18 protein-coding genes and 1 pseudogene are annotated in these 18717 nt (G+C 46.7%); 11 read left to right on the forward strand and 8 right to left on the reverse strand.

The window, feature by feature from the left end; genetic code table 11:
- Positions 1-138: 138 nt before the first annotated feature.
- The 10 genes from Q7C_RS05640 to mutM all read left to right on the forward strand — a co-directional run bounded on the left by Q7C_RS05640 (position 139) and on the right by mutM (position 8844).
- Positions 139-1770 carry an acetolactate synthase large subunit gene (locus tag Q7C_RS05640; protein WP_014703756.1) on the forward strand — a complete coding sequence of 544 codons (1632 nt, stop codon included), beginning with the start codon at positions 139-141 and terminating at the stop codon, positions 1768-1770.
- 3 nt (positions 1771-1773) lie between these two features.
- Positions 1774-2271 (forward strand): TlpA family protein disulfide reductase, encoded by a 498-nt coding sequence (locus Q7C_RS05645; protein ID WP_014703757.1) that lies wholly within the window; start codon positions 1774-1776, stop codon positions 2269-2271.
- Between the two features lie 115 nt (positions 2272-2386).
- A complete protein-coding gene (gene rpmB, locus Q7C_RS05650) occupies positions 2387-2623 on the forward strand; it encodes a 50S ribosomal protein L28 (protein ID WP_014703758.1) in 237 nt (78 codons plus the stop codon).
- Between the two features lie 13 nt (positions 2624-2636).
- Entirely contained in the window at positions 2637-2792 is a 156-nt protein-coding gene (gene rpmG / locus Q7C_RS05655; protein ID WP_014703759.1) for a 50S ribosomal protein L33, read from the forward strand.
- Between the two features lie 106 nt (positions 2793-2898).
- A complete protein-coding gene (locus Q7C_RS05660) occupies positions 2899-4110 on the forward strand; it encodes an EAL and HDOD domain-containing protein (protein WP_014703760.1) in 1212 nt (403 codons plus the stop codon).
- Position 4111: 1 nt separating this feature from the next.
- Positions 4112-5059, forward strand: coding sequence for an ABC transporter ATP-binding protein (locus Q7C_RS05665; RefSeq protein WP_014703761.1), 948 nt, complete (start codon positions 4112-4114; stop codon positions 5057-5059).
- Positions 5059-5808: an ABC transporter permease gene (locus tag Q7C_RS05670; RefSeq protein ID WP_014703762.1), complete on the forward strand. Its 750-nt coding sequence runs from the start codon at positions 5059-5061 to the stop codon at positions 5806-5808. The genes Q7C_RS05665 and Q7C_RS05670 overlap by 1 nt, the downstream gene beginning before the upstream one ends.
- Positions 5805-7154, forward strand: coding sequence for a GldG family protein (locus Q7C_RS05675; protein ID WP_014703763.1), 1350 nt, complete (start codon positions 5805-5807; stop codon positions 7152-7154). Before Q7C_RS05670 ends, Q7C_RS05675 begins: the two co-directional genes overlap by 4 nt.
- Positions 7151-8026: a DUF4340 domain-containing protein gene (locus Q7C_RS05680; protein WP_014703764.1), complete on the forward strand. Its 876-nt coding sequence runs from the start codon at positions 7151-7153 to the stop codon at positions 8024-8026. The genes Q7C_RS05675 and Q7C_RS05680 overlap by 4 nt, the downstream gene beginning before the upstream one ends.
- On the forward strand, positions 8026-8844 hold the full coding sequence (gene mutM / locus Q7C_RS05685) for a bifunctional DNA-formamidopyrimidine glycosylase/DNA-(apurinic or apyrimidinic site) lyase (protein WP_014703765.1): 819 nt from the start codon (positions 8026-8028) through the stop codon (positions 8842-8844). Before Q7C_RS05680 ends, mutM begins: the two co-directional genes overlap by 1 nt.
- 28 nt (positions 8845-8872) lie before the next feature.
- On the opposite strand, the gene Q7C_RS05690 is transcribed toward mutM, so the two are convergent.
- Entirely contained in the window at positions 8873-9154 is a 282-nt protein-coding gene (locus Q7C_RS05690; RefSeq protein ID WP_014703766.1) for a c-type cytochrome, read from the reverse strand.
- A gap of 75 nt (positions 9155-9229) precedes the next feature.
- On the opposite strand from Q7C_RS05690, the gene rluD reads away from it, so the two are divergent.
- Complete coding sequence (gene rluD / locus Q7C_RS05695; protein WP_014703767.1) at positions 9230-10207, forward strand: 23S rRNA pseudouridine(1911/1915/1917) synthase RluD; 978 nt, start codon at positions 9230-9232, stop codon at positions 10205-10207.
- A 68-nt stretch (positions 10208-10275) separates the two neighbouring features.
- Here the strand turns inward: rluD and fusA are convergent, their stop codons facing one another.
- The 7 genes and pseudogenes from fusA to Q7C_RS05730 form a co-directional block, all read right to left on the reverse strand.
- Positions 10276-12369 carry an elongation factor G gene (fusA, locus tag Q7C_RS05700; RefSeq protein ID WP_014703768.1) on the reverse strand — a complete coding sequence of 698 codons (2094 nt, stop codon included), beginning with the start codon at positions 12367-12369 and terminating at the stop codon, positions 10276-10278.
- A gap of 196 nt (positions 12370-12565) precedes the next feature.
- Positions 12566-12871: a DUF2818 family protein gene (locus Q7C_RS05705; protein WP_014703769.1), complete on the reverse strand. Its 306-nt coding sequence runs from the start codon at positions 12869-12871 to the stop codon at positions 12566-12568.
- A 6-nt stretch (positions 12872-12877) separates the two neighbouring features.
- Positions 12878-14311: an NADH-quinone oxidoreductase subunit NuoN gene (gene nuoN / locus Q7C_RS05710; protein ID WP_014703770.1), complete on the reverse strand. Its 1434-nt coding sequence runs from the start codon at positions 14309-14311 to the stop codon at positions 12878-12880.
- A gap of 9 nt (positions 14312-14320) precedes the next feature.
- Positions 14321-15842, reverse strand: a pseudogene (locus Q7C_RS05715) (NADH-quinone oxidoreductase subunit M).
- A gap of 12 nt (positions 15843-15854) precedes the next feature.
- A complete protein-coding gene (gene nuoL / locus Q7C_RS05720) occupies positions 15855-17792 on the reverse strand; it encodes an NADH-quinone oxidoreductase subunit L (protein ID WP_014703771.1) in 1938 nt (645 codons plus the stop codon).
- 3 nt (positions 17793-17795) lie between these two features.
- On the reverse strand, positions 17796-18101 hold the full coding sequence (gene nuoK / locus Q7C_RS05725) for an NADH-quinone oxidoreductase subunit NuoK (protein ID WP_014703772.1): 306 nt from the start codon (positions 18099-18101) through the stop codon (positions 17796-17798).
- A complete protein-coding gene (locus Q7C_RS05730) occupies positions 18101-18709 on the reverse strand; it encodes an NADH-quinone oxidoreductase subunit J (protein ID WP_014703773.1) in 609 nt (202 codons plus the stop codon). The genes nuoK and Q7C_RS05730 overlap by 1 nt, the downstream gene beginning before the upstream one ends.
- Positions 18710-18717 lie beyond the last annotated feature (8 nt).

The following is an 18717-nucleotide window of genomic DNA, read 5'->3' on the forward strand; positions in this document are numbered from 1 at the left end:
ATGTGGTGATGAATTAGAGCCCTGTGTTATTTCGAGGAAAGTACGAGTAGCAAATGATTTTCAAAAACCTTTCAGGGTTGCATTTCGTGATCTGCTATCTTTAAGGTTAATCGCCACGATGGCCAAGGACATGAGTGAATGAAAGCTGCAACATTGTTTGTCAAAGCATTAGAAAATGAAGGTGTCGATTTTCTGTTTGGTATCCCGGGCGAAGAGAATCTAGATATCATGGATGCTCTTTTGGATTCGCCAATTCAATTCATTACCGCCCGCCACGAGCAAGGTGCTGCTTTCATGGCCGATGTATACGGCCGGTTAACTGGCCGGGCAGGTGTATGTATTGCCACGCTCGGTCCTGGAGCAACAAACCTTATCACTGGTGTTGCTGATGCCAATATGGATCATGCTCCGGTAGTTGCAATAGCCGGACAAGCCTCGACCCGCAGATTACATAAAGAGTCTCATCAGGTGCTGGACTTAGAGGCCATGTTTTTGCCGATAACAAAGTATTCCACCCGCATTGTCAGTCCCGAAGTGATCCCGGAAATCATTCGTAAGGCATTTAAAGTCGCGCAAACGGAAAAAAGTGGCGCTTGTTTTATTGAATTTCCTGAAAATATAGCAGAAATGGAAACCCATGATTTGCCTTTACGGGTAAAACATGCCACGCCACCCGAGCCGGCAGCAGAACAAATTGAGCGGGCAGCTGAGATCATTTCAAATGCAAAAAACCCCATCATTCTAGCTGGTAACGGCGTGATCCGATCAGGTGCCGCCGAGGCATTGGCGGTATTTGCAGAAAAACTGAATATTCCTGTCGCCAATACCTTTATGGCCAAAGGGGTCATCCCCTTTCGTCATCCAATGTCTTTGGGCAGCGTTGGCTTACAGTCCAATGATTATGTGAATACAGGCTTTGCCAGTGCCGATGTCATTATCTGTGTGGGTTATGACATGGTTGAATACCACCCCTATCTTTGGCATCCCACTCGGGATAGAACCCTGATTCACATTGATACTACCCATGCTGAGGTCGATGCTTACTATAGCGTTGTTGTTGCCGCAGTTGGCAATATCAAACACAGTCTCAACCGGCTGGCGGCAATCACTACACCGCATACCGGAAAAGCCATGCGAACGCTGCGTAATAGCTTGATTAAAGAAATGAATTTGCACTGCGAAGATAATGAATTTCCAGTTAAGCCGCAGAAAATCATCTGGGATCTGCGTACCGCAATGGCTTTGAAAGACATTGTTATTTGTGATGTCGGCGCGCATAAAATGTGGATGTCGCGTATGTTCCGCTGCGAATATCCGAATACCTGCATCATCTCCAATGGTTTTGCCAGTATGGGGATTGCCGTGCCGGGGGCAATTGCCGCCAAACTGGCTTACCCCCACCGGCAGGTTGTCGCCGTTACGGGTGATGCCGGGTTTATGATGAATTCGCAGGAAATCGAGACAGCTATGCGGCTTAACGTCGCCATCGTCATATTGATATGGAATGATGCCAGTTATGGCCTGATCGAATGGAAGCAGCAAAACCAGTTTGGTCGCACCAGTCATGTGCAATTTACCAATCCTGATTTTGTAAAATATGCGCAATCTTTTGGTGCGGTTGGTGTCAGAATTGAGCAAACAGCAGATTTAATGCCAGCGCTCAAAGCCGCATTACAAAGAGAAACCGTTACCGTGATTGATTGTCCGGTAGATTATCGGGAAAATCTTAAACTGACCGAACAATTAGGCCAACTTACCAACCCCAGTTAAGTCATGAAAAAAATAATTCAATTTGTATTGCCCATTTTAGTCCTGAGTGTCGGTGCGATTTTTTGGTTTAACCAACATGCTGCGCAGCCAATTGAAGACCATGCTTTCCAAACTATTGATGGGCAAAGCATGAAAATCAGCGATTACGCTGGCAAACCCCTATTAGTCATTTTCTGGGCGACAGACTGTCCTGGTTGTATCGCGGAAATGCCAGCTTTGATTGCGTTGCATGAACAGTATGACGAACTGGGTATGCTGGGTATTGCCTTGCCACACGATACGCCCGCACAAATCAAGGCAATGCGTGCCGCCAAGTCTTTGCCTTACACTCTGACCTGGGATGCGGACAACTCGCTGTCAGCCGTTTTTGGTCAGGTCCGGGTGACACCAACGCATTTCCTGCTGGATGAGCAGGGACAGATTGTTATGCGCAAAATTGGCGAACTGGATTTTGCCCTTTTACAGCAAAGACTTGAAGAGATGGGACTCAGTCCAGCTTAAACAACAGATAACTATCACTTTACAAATAAATATGGTATAAAGTCTGGCTTTATAGATTTAGCAGGCGGCGTTATGCGGCGTTGTCTGGGGTAATATTTTCAGGAGCAGGTTTCACATGTCCAGAGTATGTCAGGTGACGGGCAAACGTCCTATGAGTGGTAACAACGTTTCGCACGCCAACAACAAAACAAAACGTCGTTTTCTTCCTAATCTTCACTCTCACCGGATTTGGGTTGAGTCTGAAAACCGCTGGGTAAAACTGCGCGTCAGTAATCATGGCCTGCGTATTATTGATAAACGTGGCATTGACAGCGTACTGGCTGATCTGCGTGCCCGCGGTGAAAAAATCTAAGGAGACTTGAGTCATGCGCGATAAAATCAGATTAGTGTCATCAGCGGGAACTGGCCACTTTTACACCACTGATAAAAACAAACGTAACATGCCAGAAAAAATGGAAATCAAAAAATTTGATCCTGTTGTTCGTAAGCATGTCATGTACAAAGAAGCAAAAATCAAATAATTGTGATTGCTTCTCCCTTAAAAAACCCGCTCAGGCGGGTTTTTTTGTACCTGAATTCACATTATCATGAAGTTCAATCTGACTTCCTAAGAACGCACTCACTGATATGGATATCCCTTCGATAATTTTGGCGAGGCAACCCATTTTTGATCGCCACCAAAAGGTTTTCGAATACGAATTATTGTTTCGCGATAATATCAGCGATGTTTCTGCCAACATTGCGCCAGAAGATGGTGATATTGCGACCACGCGCGTTATTAATCACACGTTTCTTGAATTAGGCGTAGAACGGGTTATTGGCGATAATATTGCCTTTGTCAATTTGACTCGCAGTTTTATTCTGAGTGATGATCCGCTCCCCTTTGCCCAGGATCGGGTCGTTTTAGAAATCTTGGAAGACATCGTTATTGACGCCGAATTGTTAGCCGGCGTTCAAAAACTGATTGATCAAGGCTATACCATTGCATTGGATGATTTCGTGTTTCATGAATCGCTTCGTCCATTGCTGGGCCTCGCAAAAATCGTCAAGGTCGATATTCTGGCTTTATCTGATGCTGATCTGGCCTCACATGTCACTTTGCTAAGCCAATATCCAGTCACACTGTTAGCAGAAAAAGTGGAAACGAGAAGCCAGTTTGTACGCTGCATGGCACTTGGCTTTGAATATTTTCAAGGCTACTTTTTTTGTCGGCCAGATATCATTACTGACAAACCCATTCCAGATAACAAGCTCAAATTACTTGCCCTCATTGAAAAACTGCAAAACCCGGATGTCCAGTTTGATGATATCGAAGCGATTATTTCACAAGATCCGATGTTGTCATACAAACTTCTGCGACTTTTGAATTCAGCCGCCATTGGCATTGGCAGAAGCATTGATTCATTGCATCGTGGTTTGATCATACTGGGATTAAAAGCGATCAAAACATGGGCAACGCTTATTATGGTGGCCGAGATGCACGCTTTGCCGGCCGAGTTATTTAATAATGCACTGATTCGGGCAAAAATGTGTGAGAACCTCGCCCAATATTATGACTGCGCTGCTGACAGTGGCTTTTTAGTTGGCTTGTTTTCCTTAATTGATGCCATGCTGGATAAGCCCATGCATGCCGTAATAGATACCTTACCGTTCAGCATGGAGATACGAAACGCATTACTTGAACGAGAGGGCAGGCTCGGTAAGCTGCTCAATGACGTACGAGATTATGAACAAGGGCACTGGGCAGAACTTGAACAGCGCCATGATGATTTTGCCCAACTTGGTCAAGCCTACATTGAAGCCACCGAGTGGACCATAAACGCCAAACTCGTTATTTGACATGTCTGAAGCACGGTGCTTACTTAAAACTGAAAAACTGACCCGCCAGTTTTCAGGCAAATTAGCCGTTAATGCGCTTAGTTTTGAAGTCTATCAGGGTGAAGTGCTGGGTTTTCTGGGCCCTAATGGCGCGGGCAAATCGACCACTATGAATATGCTGACAGGAAACCTGTCACCAGATAGCGGAATGGTCGAAATAAATGGGATTGATTTATTCGACCAGCCAGAGTCAGCTAAGCAACACCTTGGCTATTTGCCCGAAAATCCACCACTTTATCGAGAATTAACTGTCCGCGAATTTCTACAGTTTTGCGGCCAAATTCATGGTGTCAATCGCAAACACCTAACCACCCGAATCGATGACACACTGGAACAATGCGGACTGGCAACCGTGTCGAACCGACTTATTGGCCAGCTATCAAAGGGGTATCAACAACGTACTGGTATTGCGCAGGCCATACTGCATCAACCGGCCGTGGTTATTCTCGATGAACCTACTTCCGGGTTGGATCCAATTCAAATTCAACAAATTCGTCAGTTGATCCGCCACATTGCTGACCAGCATAGTGTGATTGTCTCAACGCATATCTTACAAGAAGTTGAGATGCTATGTGATCGTGTCCAAATTATGCGTCAAGGTAAGCTGGTATTTAGTGACAGTCTTGTTAACCTTCAGTCACTTCGTCAGCAAGGCGCCATCAAAGTCCGTTTTCACTCTCCGCCTGACACAATGACTTTAGCCAATCTTGCTGGTGTGACGGCAGTCGAAAACTTGGGAGAAGGCTATTTCCGTCTTCAATTTCTTCCTGATCACAATCCCACCGACAAACTTGTTCGTCAATCTGTCTCCGAAGACTGGCGCTTGATGCAGCTCATACCAGAACTAGATAGCCTTGAACAGTTATTTACCCAACTGGTGAATCAAGAAACTAATGGAGATGACAGCTAATGTGGCTTATTGCAAAGATGGAGTTTTATCGATTATTTATCACTCCGGTTGCCTGGGTTGTTATGGCAATTGTGCAATTACTGCTTGCCTATCTGTTTCTAAGTCAGGTTGAGTATTTTAGCCAAATACAAGGACAAATGGCCGCAATCCCCGGTGCACCTGGTGTAACAGAAATGGTGGTCGCGCCTTTTTTGAGCAATCTTGCTGTGGTGCTCTTGTTAGTCAGTCCGTTTATCACCATGCGAAGTTTTGCCGAAGAGAGACGTCATGCTACCCTGCCTCTGCTCATTACCGCGCCGCTTTCCGGCTGGCAAATTGTATTAGGCAAGTTTCTTGGTCACTATGCTTTTTTTGCGTTATTAACGGGTGTGACCATTTTGATGCCCTTGGCACTGTTATTAGGAAGCCCAATTGATTTAGGACAACTGGCAGCAGGTGTCATGGGGCTATTTCTTTATTTTGGTCTTATCGTTGCCATCGGTATTGTGATGTCATCTGTCAGTGCGCAACCTGCGCTGGCAGCGATTGGCACATTTGGCGTGCTTTTTTTATTGTGGATAATTGATTGGGTCGGAACAACAAGCCAAGGTGATGTAACGTTATTCAGCTGGCTAGCGATTCTCGGCCATCTGGAGCCGATGCTGGCCGGTGAAATTCGTACTGCCGATATCGCTTATTATGTGATCTTGACCGTGTCATTGTTGCTCATTACCATTCGCCGACTTGATGCCTTAAGGCGAAGTAAATGAAACGGCTTACAACATGGCGCCACCACCTGCAGCAAATTCTGTTTTATGGCTTGTTAATTAGTGCTATTACCTTGGCCGCAAAAATTACCATTGCGACTAATGCCAGCTATGACTGGACTCAAAATCAGCGCCATAGCTTATCTCAATCCACGATGACTCTGCTTGGCAATATTGACGCACCCATTACTATTCTGGTGTTTGTCAGTCCGAAGAATCAATTAGCTGAACCACTACAATTGTTGTTAACAAGATACCAACAATACGCCCCATCACTTACCGTTAACGTTATTGATCCTGTCAGCGCACCACAACAGGTAAAACAATGGCAAATTCAGCAGCAAGGCGAAACGATTTTGCAGCGTGGCGATCGGACCGAGCGTGTTCTGGATCTCTCTGAGCAGTCATTAACGAATGCACTGCTACGATTGCATCGAGATAGCGCACCCAAGATCGTTTTTTTAACGGGACACGGCGAACGTCAACCTGACAGCAAAGCAAATTATGGTTTGCAAGGCTGGGCACAAAACTTGGTAGAGCAAGGTTTTGCCATCCAGTCCCATCACTTAACACAGGGGCTCCCGCCGGATGACACCGACCTTTTGGTGATAGCTAGCCCAAGTCAACCCTGGCTATCCGGGGAGCTTGCTTTACTGAAAACCTATCTCAATCAAGGTGGCAACTTGCTTTGGCTTAATGAACCAGATTCGGCAACCCACCTTTCTGAGCTGGCTGACGAGATTCAAGTGCAATGGCTACCAGGTACGCTGATAGATCCAAATACCAGCCTGTTGGGTCTAGATGATCCCCGTTTTATGCTGATTAGTGAATTTGCCAACCATGAATTAACACATCAGTTACAACATATCCTGTTATTGCCGACCGCAGCGGCGTTACAGCTACCCCATACAACTAATACTGAATGGCAACGCACGCCATTATTTTTCAGTCAACAAAAAAGCTGGTCAGAACTCGGTGATATGCGGGCTGATGAACTTAAATACAATGAAGAATCAGATATCATGGGGCCACTGCCGGTCGCCGCTGCCCTCGCCCGATCCATAAAAAATATGGCGGCAAATCAGCGCATTGTGGTGGTTGGTGATGGTGATTTTTTAAGTAATCAATATCTGGGCAACGCGGCAAATCAGGAATTTGGCAGTCATCTGATTAATTGGCTAACAGCACAGTCGGAACATTTGTCGATTGCGATTAAAACCACGTCGGATCAGCAACTGAATTTGAATAATCTAGAAATACTGTTGATCGCGATTGGCTTTTTATTTGTGCTACCGACTTTTTTCATTATCAGCGGTTTGCTGATATGGTGGCGACGGCGTCGACAATGAAACGGCGTTATCTGACTAATATTGTCTTACTGATAATCGTCATACTGCTGTTTTGGCAGTGGCGCTCATTATCACCTCAAGTTGCCTTGCCCGACGTGATCGCACCAGAAATTGACCCCGACGCAGTAAAACAAATCCGCATTGAACGTGCCGATAAGGCTGACGTCAACCTCACAAGATACGATGATCGATGGCAAATTGAAGCGCCATTTAACGCCCCGGCAAATGCCAATCGCATCAAATTTCTACTCAATATCGTCACAACCCCATTCAGTGCCAAGTTCAGCATACATAATCAGGATTTAGCAACGTTAGGCCTGACTGCGCCTTTTGTTCGCGTCAATTTAGATGGCGCCCTGTTTAGCTTCGGTGACGTTGAACCGCTTAGTGGCCAGCGGTATCTACAATATCAAGAGGACGTTTATGTGTTCAATGACACCATAAGCCCATTACTCACCGCTAATGCTAACGGCTTAATTGAAAATCACTTACTGTTCGAAGAACCGACAATGACGGCCTTGAACTTGCCATTTCGTCAAAGCGACAGCCAGTTAGATCAACAACGTCTGACAATCCAGGCATCTGATGGGACATGGCAATCTTCGACGGTTAGTGCCAGTGTAGCCAGCCAGCTTGGACAAGCTTGGCAAAATGCATCTGCCATACAAGTTAACTTCATCGATACGACCTCTCTTGACGCATCTCAGCCAATACAGTTTCATTTTTCTGATAACACCAGCCTGGCTGCTTTTGCCCACTTATCATCACAGGGATTACGTATTTTTATCCCAGAAAGACGACTACAATATTATTTTCCAAGCCGTGCAGCGCTTGCCTTATTTCCTGCGTTAGCGCCAACCGAGTCTGACTGATGCCAGAATTACCAGAAGTTGAAACTACCCGAGTTGGTATTGCCCCCCATATTGAGGGCCAAATCATTGAACGGGTTATTGTTCGGGATTATCGTTTGCGCTGGCCGATACCTGCAGATATAGAAAAAATATTGACTGGACAGCAGATCCTTCAGGTACAAAGGCGTGCAAAATACCTGTTATTCAAAACCCCGACTGGCACCTTGATCATGCATTTGGGTATGTCGGGCCGTATGCGTGTTGTAGATACGCCCGTCAAACCGGCGAAGCATGACCATGTGGATATCACATTTCGTAATGGACTGACGCTACGTTTTACTGATCCACGTCGTTTTGGTGCCATGTTGTGGACAACGACGTCAACGGATTTACACCCATTAATTCATCATTTAGGGCCAGAACCGCTCTCTGAAGACTTCACTGGTGACTCCCTGTACCAGCGCAGTCGAAAGCGCCAAGTGAGCATTAAAACCTTTATTATGAACGCAGAAATTGTGGTCGGTGTCGGCAATATTTACGCAAGTGAAGCCTGCTTTTTGGCTCGCCTTCATCCTGAAATGAAAGCGGGAAAATTAACGCGTCCTCAAGCCGAGAGGCTGGCAACAGCAATTAAAACCGTGCTGGAAAAAGCCATTGCCGCTGGCGGCACCACCTTAAGAGACTTTCGAGACGCTGCCGGTAATCCAGGCTATTTTGCCCAGAAGCTTTTTGTCTATGCCCGCGCTAACCAGCCTTGCAGACACTGTGATCAAATCATTGTTCAGTGTCGTCAGGCCAACCGCGCCACGTTTTTTTGTCCAGGCTGTCAAAAAGGCTAGCCACGAAAATTGTGCGGGCTAAGCAAAATTATTGTCTTGAAAAATAATCGGCAAGCAAACGTATTTCAACATCAGAAAGACCACTGGCATGCTGATGCATCACGGTCACGTTTATATCACCCTGCTTGAAGGCGCGCATTTGCCTGACAATATAGTCAATTTCAAGCCCAGCTAACCCTGGCATAAACTGACTTTGACTATGACCTTGCGTACCATGGCAGGCAGCACAACTGGATGCCAGCAAGGGAACCGCCGTGTTCGCAAACACGGTAACGGGTAGAAAAAGTACTAATACCAGACCCAATTTCATGGTTGTTTTCCTGTTATTGCTCGGTAATAGCTGACGCTACGTTATAATACCAATTTTGTTCGCATCACATTTTCCATGGCTGAAATAATCAAACTCGACACGATCATTCCTGATGCCTGTTCAGGCTTACGATTAGATCAAGCATTAGCGCAACTTTTCCCTGATTTTTCTCGTGGCCAGCTTAGCAAATGGATCAAATCCGGCGATGTCCTGTTAAATAACAGCCAGCCAAAACCACGCGATAAAGTTAACAGCGGCGACAGCGTTCTCATTGAGGCCGAGCTTGCCGTTCAGGATAACAACTGGCAAGCAGAACAAATCTCTCTGAATATCATTTATGAAGATGAGCAGGTGCTGATTCTCAACAAGCCTGCAGGCATGGTGGTACATCCTGGGGCAGGCAACCAGGATGGTACGCTGGTCAATGCCTTACTTGCTCATGCGCCTGGTTTAACTCACATCCCTCGTGCCGGTATCGTTCACCGCATTGATAAAAATACCACCGGCCTACTCATGGTCGCAAAAACATTACCTGCCCACAATAGCTTGATAAACCAACTACAGGAACGCAGTGTCTTACGCGAATACCAGGCAATTATCACTGGCGTTCTCACGGCTGGCGGTACCGTGAATGAACCAATTGGCCGTCACCATATCGATCGAAAGCGGATGGCAGTAAGTGATAGTGGCAAACCGTCAATAACCCATTACCGCGTTGAAAAACGATTCCGCGCCCATACTCATATCCGTTGTAAATTAGAAACGGGGCGTACCCACCAAATACGCGTACATATGGCACATATTCGCCATCCGTTGGTGGGCGACCCGGTGTATGGTGGCCGTTTCAAAATGCCAAAAGGACTTACCGACTCGGCACGCGATGCGCTAACTGGCTTTAGACGCCAAGCCCTTCATGCTGGCTTATTAGGTTTTATTCATCCTAAATCTGGTGAAATGGTCAGCTGGCAAGTCCCGATTCCAGATGATATGCAGACTTTAATAACTACTTTGGATAACGACAATCAAGCTTCTGAACAGGATCATCAACTTTAATTGATCTTTTTCAACTGGTATAAAAAAAGGGACGATGAACGTCCCTTTTTTCTAGGCAAAAAACAGACTTACTTTTTGGCAGCCGCTTCCCGCTCTTTTGTTTCCTTGATAACCTCATCTGCGACGTTACGTGGGCAAGGCAGATAGTGCAGGAATTCCATTGAGAACTGACCACGTCCTGAAGTCATGGTACGTAAGCTACCGATGTAGCCAAACATTTCACTCAATGGGACTTCTGCTTTGATACGCACACCAGTAGCGCCCGCATCCTGTGACTTGATCATGCCACGACGACGATTCAAATCACCAATAACGTCACCAACATTATCTTCCGGCGTAAAGACGTCAACTTTCATAATCGGCTCCAACAGCTGAGGACCCGCTTTTGGAATCGACTGGCGGAAACCACCCATTGCAGCTAATTCGAAAGCAATTGCTGATGAGTCAACAGCGTGGAAAGCACCATCGAATAAGTTGATTTTAACGTCAAGCAGTGGGAATCCAGCCAACACACCGCGATTCATCATTTTCTTGAAGCCACCCTCAACCGCAGGCCAGAATTCACGTGGAACCGTACCACCAGTCACCGTTGATTCAAACTGGTAACCACTACCTGGCTCACCTGGCTCAACAATATAGTCGATACGACCAAATTGACCTGAACCACCAGATTGTTTCTTGTGCGTGTAGCTATCTTCGATACGTTGCGTGATGGTTTCACGGTAAGCAACTTGTGGCTCACCAACAATCACGTCAATGTTATGAGTACGCTTAAGAATGTCGACTTTGATATCAAGATGCAGCTCACCCATACCTTTCATGATGGTTTCGCCACTATCTTCATCGGTTTCAACACGGAAAGAAGGGTCTTCTTTAATCATCTTGCCTAAGGCAATACCCAATTTCTCGGCTGAGCCTTTATCTTTCGGTGCAATCGCAATCGAGATAACCGGATCAGGGAATACCATCGGCTCCAAGGTCGCCGGATCTTTTGGATCACATAGAGTATGACCAGTTTGCACATCTTTCATTCCCACAATCGCGATGATATCGCCAGCATGGGCATAATCGAGCTCATTACGATCATCCGCATGCATTTCCACCATTCGGCCGACGCGTTCGGTTTTGCCCGTGAAGGTATTTAAAATGGTATCGCCTTTTTTCAACTCGCCCGAGTAAATACGTACGAAAGTCAAAGCGCCGAAACGGTCATCCATAATTTTGAATGCCAATGCCCGCAGTGGACCTTTGATATCCACTGTCGCCACTTTACCGGTTTCGTTACCTTCCAGATCCACTTCAGGTTGAGGATCAACTTGAGTTGGGTCTGGCAGATAATCAACCACCGCATCCAGCACCAATTGCAGGCCTTTGTTCTTGAATGAACTGCCGCAATAGGTTGGGAAAAATGCCAGATTCAGTGTGCCTTTACGGATACAGTGCTTCAATTCATCAACAGAAGGCTCTTCACCTTCCAGATATTTTTCCATCAAATCATCATCTTGTTCGACGGCGGTCTCAATCAGTTTTTCACGCCATTCTTCGATTTGATCCGCCATCTCTGCCGGTGGCTCTTCGATGCTGTAATTTTCAGGATCTTTCTCATCTGGCCAATACCACGCTTTACGTGTCAGCAGGTCAACCACGCCTTTAAATTCATCTTCGATACCGATTGGCAGCACCATCACCAGTGGTGTGGCAGCCAGGACATCTTCGACCTGTTTGACTACACGATAAAAGTCCGCACCCATCCGATCCAGCTTATTGACATAAATCAGCCGAGAGACTTCTGAATCATTGGCATAACGCCAGTTGGTTTCTGACTGGGGCTCAACACCACCACTGCCACAGAAAACACCAATGCCGCCATCCAGTACTTTCAAAGAACGATACACTTCAATCGTGAAATCAACGTGTCCCGGGGTGTCGATAACGTTCAGGCGGTGACCTTTCCAGGCACAAGTGGTCGCAGCAGACTGGATAGTGATCCCCCGCTCCGCTTCCTGCTCCATGAAGTCCATGGTGGATTCACCCTCATGCACTTCGCCAGTTTTATGAATTTTACCGGTCAGCTTGAGGATACGTTCAGTGGTAGTGGTCTTGCCGGCATCAACGTGCGCGAAAATACCGATGTTTCTGTACTTGGATAAATCGGAGGCCATAATCCTATCGTCTCTTTGTATAAAATGAACCGATGCGCTTGGCATCAACTTGGCGTTAAACCCGCGAATTTTAAACTACTCTGTGCCGTCTTGCATCCCCCCCAATTACTTATCAGAGACAAAGACCACAAATAACGCCATTTCGGCGCAGTTAAAAATCCGAAATAAAAATAATGAATGGCAAAAGTTGACTAGGCTAGCGCACTTTCTTTTGCATCGGCAACCATTGATGACGATAGATAACCCCCATCACTGAGAAGGTCAGGAACAGGCTCAGGGTGGTGACAAAAAACTCCCAGTCCTGTTGATAAACATTACCAGCGTACTGCATTTCATAGCCGACACCGGCAAGCAACGCGACAAAGTAATACACCAGCGTTTCCAGTAATCGCCACCACGCACTTTTTTTACCTGATGCAAATTTCACCATTAAAAAAAGGCGCTCATTAACCCAAGGCAGGTTTGCCAACACTAAATACGTTAAAACCAACAACCAGATCATGTTTTCTCACACAAAAATTGAATTGCAAAGGCTAATCAACCAGCCTGGAAACAGCCCAAGACCAAGAACGAATAAGCCGTTAGCACTGAGTAAAACCGAAGTACCCGTAGGTCTCACCACTGTCAGTTCATTTAACGGCTTATCAAAATACATCACTTTAATCATCCGCAGATAATAAAAGGCGCCGACGACCGACATTAATACCGCAAAGATAGCCACCGTCAGTAAGTTCACATCGATGACAGATTTAATCACCGTTAACTTGGCATAAAAACCAGCTAAAGGGGGAATACCAGCCATTGAAAACATCAATAACAACATCATCAATGCCAGCCAGGGACGCTGGCTTGCCAGGCCACTGTAATCGCTGATTTGTTCTGCCTCAAAGCCTTGGCGGCTCATTAACAAAATCATGCCAAAACCGCCCGCGGTCATTAAGGCGTATATTAAAGCGTAAAACAAACCTGCGGCGTAGCCTTCCGCTGTCCCAGAAACAATTCCTAAAAATAAAAAACCGACATGCGAAATCGTGGAGTAGGCTAGCATACGCTTCAAATTGGTCTGTGCGATAGCCAATAAATTGCCGACCAGCATCGATAGCACCGCCAACAAAATAATCATATCCTGCCACTGGGCATGCAGACTGCCGAGCCCATCCACTAGTAACCGGATCAATAACGCAAATGCGGCCAGCTTAGGTGCTGTTGCCAAAAACAAAGTCATAGCAGTCGGGGCGCCATGATAAACATCTGGCAACCACATGTGAAACGGAACCGCACCAAATTTAAAACCAATTCCGATAATGATGAACACCAATGCAAAACTGAGTACCGTCAGCTCTGCTGATGACGCACTGACCGCTATGGCGATCTCTGACAGGACTAAGGATCCGGTCACGCCATAAATCATGGACATGCCATAAAGCAACATACCGGAAGCTAAGGCACCGAGAATAAAGTACTTCATCGCCGCTTCAGTAGCGATGCTTGACTCCCGGTGCATTGCCACCATCGCGTACAAACAAAGCGACATTAACTCCAGTCCTAAATACAAAGTCAGCATGGTATGACCTGACACCATCACCAGCATGCCCAATGTCGAAAATAAAGCCAGAACGTAAAACTCACCGCTACGCAAGTTGCGGTCTTGCAAATAGCCTCGGCAATAAGCCAGAACGGGCATATTTATCAAAGTAATAGCCAGTTTTAACAGGTCACTCAGTGGGTCTTTAATATAGTTGCCAGAAAACGACAGTCCCGTCTGCCCCAAATCTAGGTAAACTAGTACAGCGGTTGACAGCAAGGTCAATTGCGATAAACCAGAAACCAAGTTAATACGCTTGTTACCGCCGTATGCCACAACCAGAAGCACAACACACGCCATCGACAACAGCCAGATTTCCGGCAAGGCAAATGACATGTTAGCAACCTGAAATGGCATCTTTATTCCTTACAATTTACTCTGTGACACTTGCACTAACAGCTGCTCAACGGAGGCATGCATTACCTCCAGTAAAGGCGCCGGCCAGATACCGATCAACAAGACAATCAGGGCCAGACTACCTAATAACAAACCCTCTCTCGCATTAATGTCTTTTAACGCAGCAACCTCGGGGTTGGCAACCTCCCCATAGAAAACTCGTTTAACCATCCACAAGGTATATGCCGCCCCCACAATCAAAGTCGTTGCAGCAAGAAAAGCAAACCAGAAATCTGCCTGAAAAGCCGCGAGGATGACCATAAACTCACCAACAAATCCCGATGTGCCCGGCAAGCCAGCATTGGCCATCGCAAAAAACACGGCAAATGCCGCAAACTTTGGCATCGTATTCACCACACCACCATACGCCTTGATATTCCGTGTGTGCATACGGTCATACAACACCCCGACACTCAAAAACATAGCAGCGGCAATGAAACCGTGTGAAATCATTTGCACCATGGCCCCTTCAATTGCCAGCACCTCCCCGTTGCCAGCGCCGGGTAACAAGGACGCATTGGCAAAAATACGGAAAATAATAAATAGCCCCAAGGTCACAAAACCCATATGGGCAATACTGGAATAGGCAATGAGTTTTTTCAGATCAGACTGTGCCAAGGCCACGAAACCGATATAGACGACAGCAATCAAAGACAAACTAATCACCAGCCAGTCCAGCGCCATACTGGCATCGGGTGTAATTGGCAGGGCAAAACGCAATAGTCCATAACCACCAATTTTTAAGGTAATAGCCGCGAGAATGACCGATCCCCCAGTCGGTGCCTCAACATGGGCATCAGGTAACCAGGTATGCACTGGCCACATCGGGATCTTAACCGCAAAGGCAATTAAAAAAGCCAAAAATAGCCAGATCTGCTGGGTCATATCCAGCTTGACTTGGTGATAATCAAGAATGGCAAAACTGCCTGCCTGAAATTGCAGATACAGCAAAGCGATCAGTAAAAAAACAGAACCAAAAAAGGTATACAAGAAAAACTTCAGGGTTGCATAAACCCGATTCGCCCCCCCCCCAGATACCGATCACCAAAAATAACGGAATCAGCATCGCCTCAAAAAACAGATAAAACAGAATCGCATCCAGCGCGGCAAACACACCCAGCATCAGCCCTTCCATAATCAAAAAGGCCGCTAAATACTGTGCTATACGATCTTGAATACTTTGCCAGCTGGCAATCACCACCAGCATGGTTGAAATGGTGGTCAGTATCATCAACGGCATGGAAAAGCCGTCAACACCCAGCGCATAATGGATATTAAAGGCCGCCACCCAAAGCCGGTTTTCAGAGAACTGCATGCTGGCTGTGCTGCTATCAAAGCCGATATAAAGGCCAAAAGACAACAACATGGTCAGCAGACTGAAAAACAACGCCAGCCAACGTGCCGCATAAGTTCGCTTGCCGCAGATCAATACCGTCAAACCGCCAGCAATGGGCAGCCAGATTAATAAGCTCAGCAAGGGTAAATCAAACATGAGCTAAGCCTTTCATAACACAAACCAGCTTAATAACAGCCACACACCAATCATCATGACGAAAGCGTAGTGATACAGATAACCTGACTGCACATGACGCCCAAAACGTGCAGCCAGCCCAATTAACCGGGCACTGCCATTGACCAGTACGCCATCTATCAGCCGCTTATCGCCTAATTGCCATAGCAAACTGCCTAAGCCACGAGCCCCTCCCGCAAAGACCTTTTCATTAAAGTGATCAAAGCCATACTTATTATCCAGAATGCGCCATAACCACCTGCCCCAGTGCTGCAATCTGGCTGGCAGATCCGGTCGTCTGATATATAAAAACCAGGCTGTCACCACACCAGCCAACGCCAACCAGAATGGCGGCATTTGTAATCCATGCCATAAAAATGCCCAAACACCGTGATAACCAAGCATATTGAGAACATCTGTTTGCGGCGACACGACAATGGCATCTCTCAGCCAGTCACCAAACACCATTTGCCCGATGAGATAGCCAGCAAAAATCGATGGTATCGCTAACAAAATCAGTGGCACGGTAACGACAACCGGTGATTCATGCGGGGGATGACCATGCGCATCAAATCGGGATTGACCATGAAAGACCAGAAACAACAACCGGAAACTATATAACGCCGTCACAAATACCCCGATGAGTAACGCCCAATAGGCAAAACCGGCACCGGGCATCGCTGAAGCATGAACCGCTTCAATAATCGCATCCTTGGAAAAAAAGCCGGCTAGGCCAGGTGCCCCTATTAAGGCCAGGGTACCAATGACACTGGTCCAATAGGTGATGGGCAGATATTTTCTCAATCCGCCCATCTGCCGAATATCCTGCTGATGATGCATGGCCAGAATGACGGAACCCGCCGCTAAAAATAATAATGCCTTGAAAAACGCATGGGTAAATAAATGAAATATCGCCGCCGAATAAGCAGACACCCCTAATGCCACTGTCATATAACCCAGTTGTGACAACGTAGAATAAGCAATAACACGTTTGATATCGTTTTGAATCAGCCCTAAAAAGCCCATAAACAATGCGGTGATAGCACCTATTATCACGATAAATGCCAGTGCGGTTTCAGAGTAGGCATACAGCGGCGACATCCGCGCCACCATGAAAATACCTGCGGTGACCATGGTAGCCGCATGAATTAAGGCAGAAATTGGTGTTGGCCCCTCCATCGAATCGGGCAGCCAGACATGCAACGGCACCTGCGCGGATTTCCCCATGGCACCGATAAACAACAAAATGCCAATTACCGTCATCAACGACCATGATTGGTCACCCCAAATTGTAATATGTCGTTCTGCTAATGCTGGCGCTTGAGCAAAAACCTCCAAATAATTCAGACTGCCGCTGTACATCAAGACTGCGCCAATGCCCAGTAAAAAACCAAAATCGCCAACCCGATTCACCAGAAACGCTTTCAAATTGGCATAGATGGCTGTTGGTTTTTTGTACCAAAACCCAATCAGCAAGTAAGAAACCAGACCAACCGCTTCCCAGCCAAAGAACAGTTGCATGAAATTATTGGCCATCACCAGCATCAGCATGGCAAAAGTGAATAGCGACAAATAACTGAAGAACCGGCAATAGCCCGGATCCTCATGCATATAGCCGATGGTGTAGATATGCACCATAAAGGAAACGAAGGTCACCACCACCATCATCACGGCGGTCAGCGCATCGACCATAAAACCCACTTCGATGCTCAGGCTGCCCGCCTGCAGCCAGTGGTAAATGGTCGCATTAAAATATTGCCCGTCAACCAGCACCAGTTTCAGCACATACACTGATAAAGCAAACGCCACCGCCACCCCGGCAATGGCGACACGATGCGCATTGCGACGACCAATCTGCCGTCCTAAAAAGCCCGCAATAAGGCAGCCAAATAATGGCGACAAAACCAGGGCCAGTAACAGGTTTTGTGTCATCTGCTAACCTCTGAGTTTATCGATATCTTCAACATTGATGGTACTCAGATTTCTGAACAAAACGACAAGTATCGCTAATCCTATTGCCGCCTCTGCCGCAGCAACGGTCAGGATGAAAAATACAAAAACCTGCCCGGCAGCATCACCACTAAAATGGGAAAAAGCAATGAAATTCAGGTTGACCGCCAACAGCATCAACTCAATACACATCAACAGAATGATGATATTTTTTCGATTCAGAAAAATACCGGCAACGGAGAGACTGAACAGGATTGCCGCTAAAATCAGATAGTCGGATAGCGCAACCATCACTGAGATTCCTCATCACGCGAAGCCACCGGCATGGACACTAACCGCACCCGATCTTCGCGACGTACCCGTACCTGTTGTCCAGGGTCCTGTAACTTTCGATGATGCGGTCGCAACGTCAAGGTAATTGCCGCCACAATGGCCACCGTCAAAATCACTGCCGCAATTTCAAATGGATACACATACACGGTATAGAGCAACAAACCGAGCCGTCTCGTATTGCCACCGGCGTTCGCATCAACACTCGGTGCCGGTACTTGCTCCAGCCCAAACTGATGCACACCCAACACCGCAATCATCTCGACCACGATCAGCGCCGCAATCACAATGCCCAGCGGTAGATAACGGGTAAAACCTTCTTTCATGGGGGTCAGGTCAATGTCCAGCATCATCACCACAAACAAAAAAAGCACCAATACCGCGCCAACATAAACCAGCACCAGACTGATAGCCAAAAATTCGGCTTCCAGCATTAACCAGATTGCCGCACTGGTAAAAAAAGCCAATACCAGAAACAAGGCAGCCCGCACTGGATTACGTACGGTAATGACCATCGTCGCTGCAAACAACAAAATGGCGGCAAACAGATAAAACGCCAGTTTTTCCATAACAGCGC

The organism is Methylophaga frappieri, assembly GCF_000260965.1.
Lineage (GTDB): Bacteria > Pseudomonadota > Gammaproteobacteria > Nitrosococcales > Methylophagaceae > Methylophaga > Methylophaga frappieri.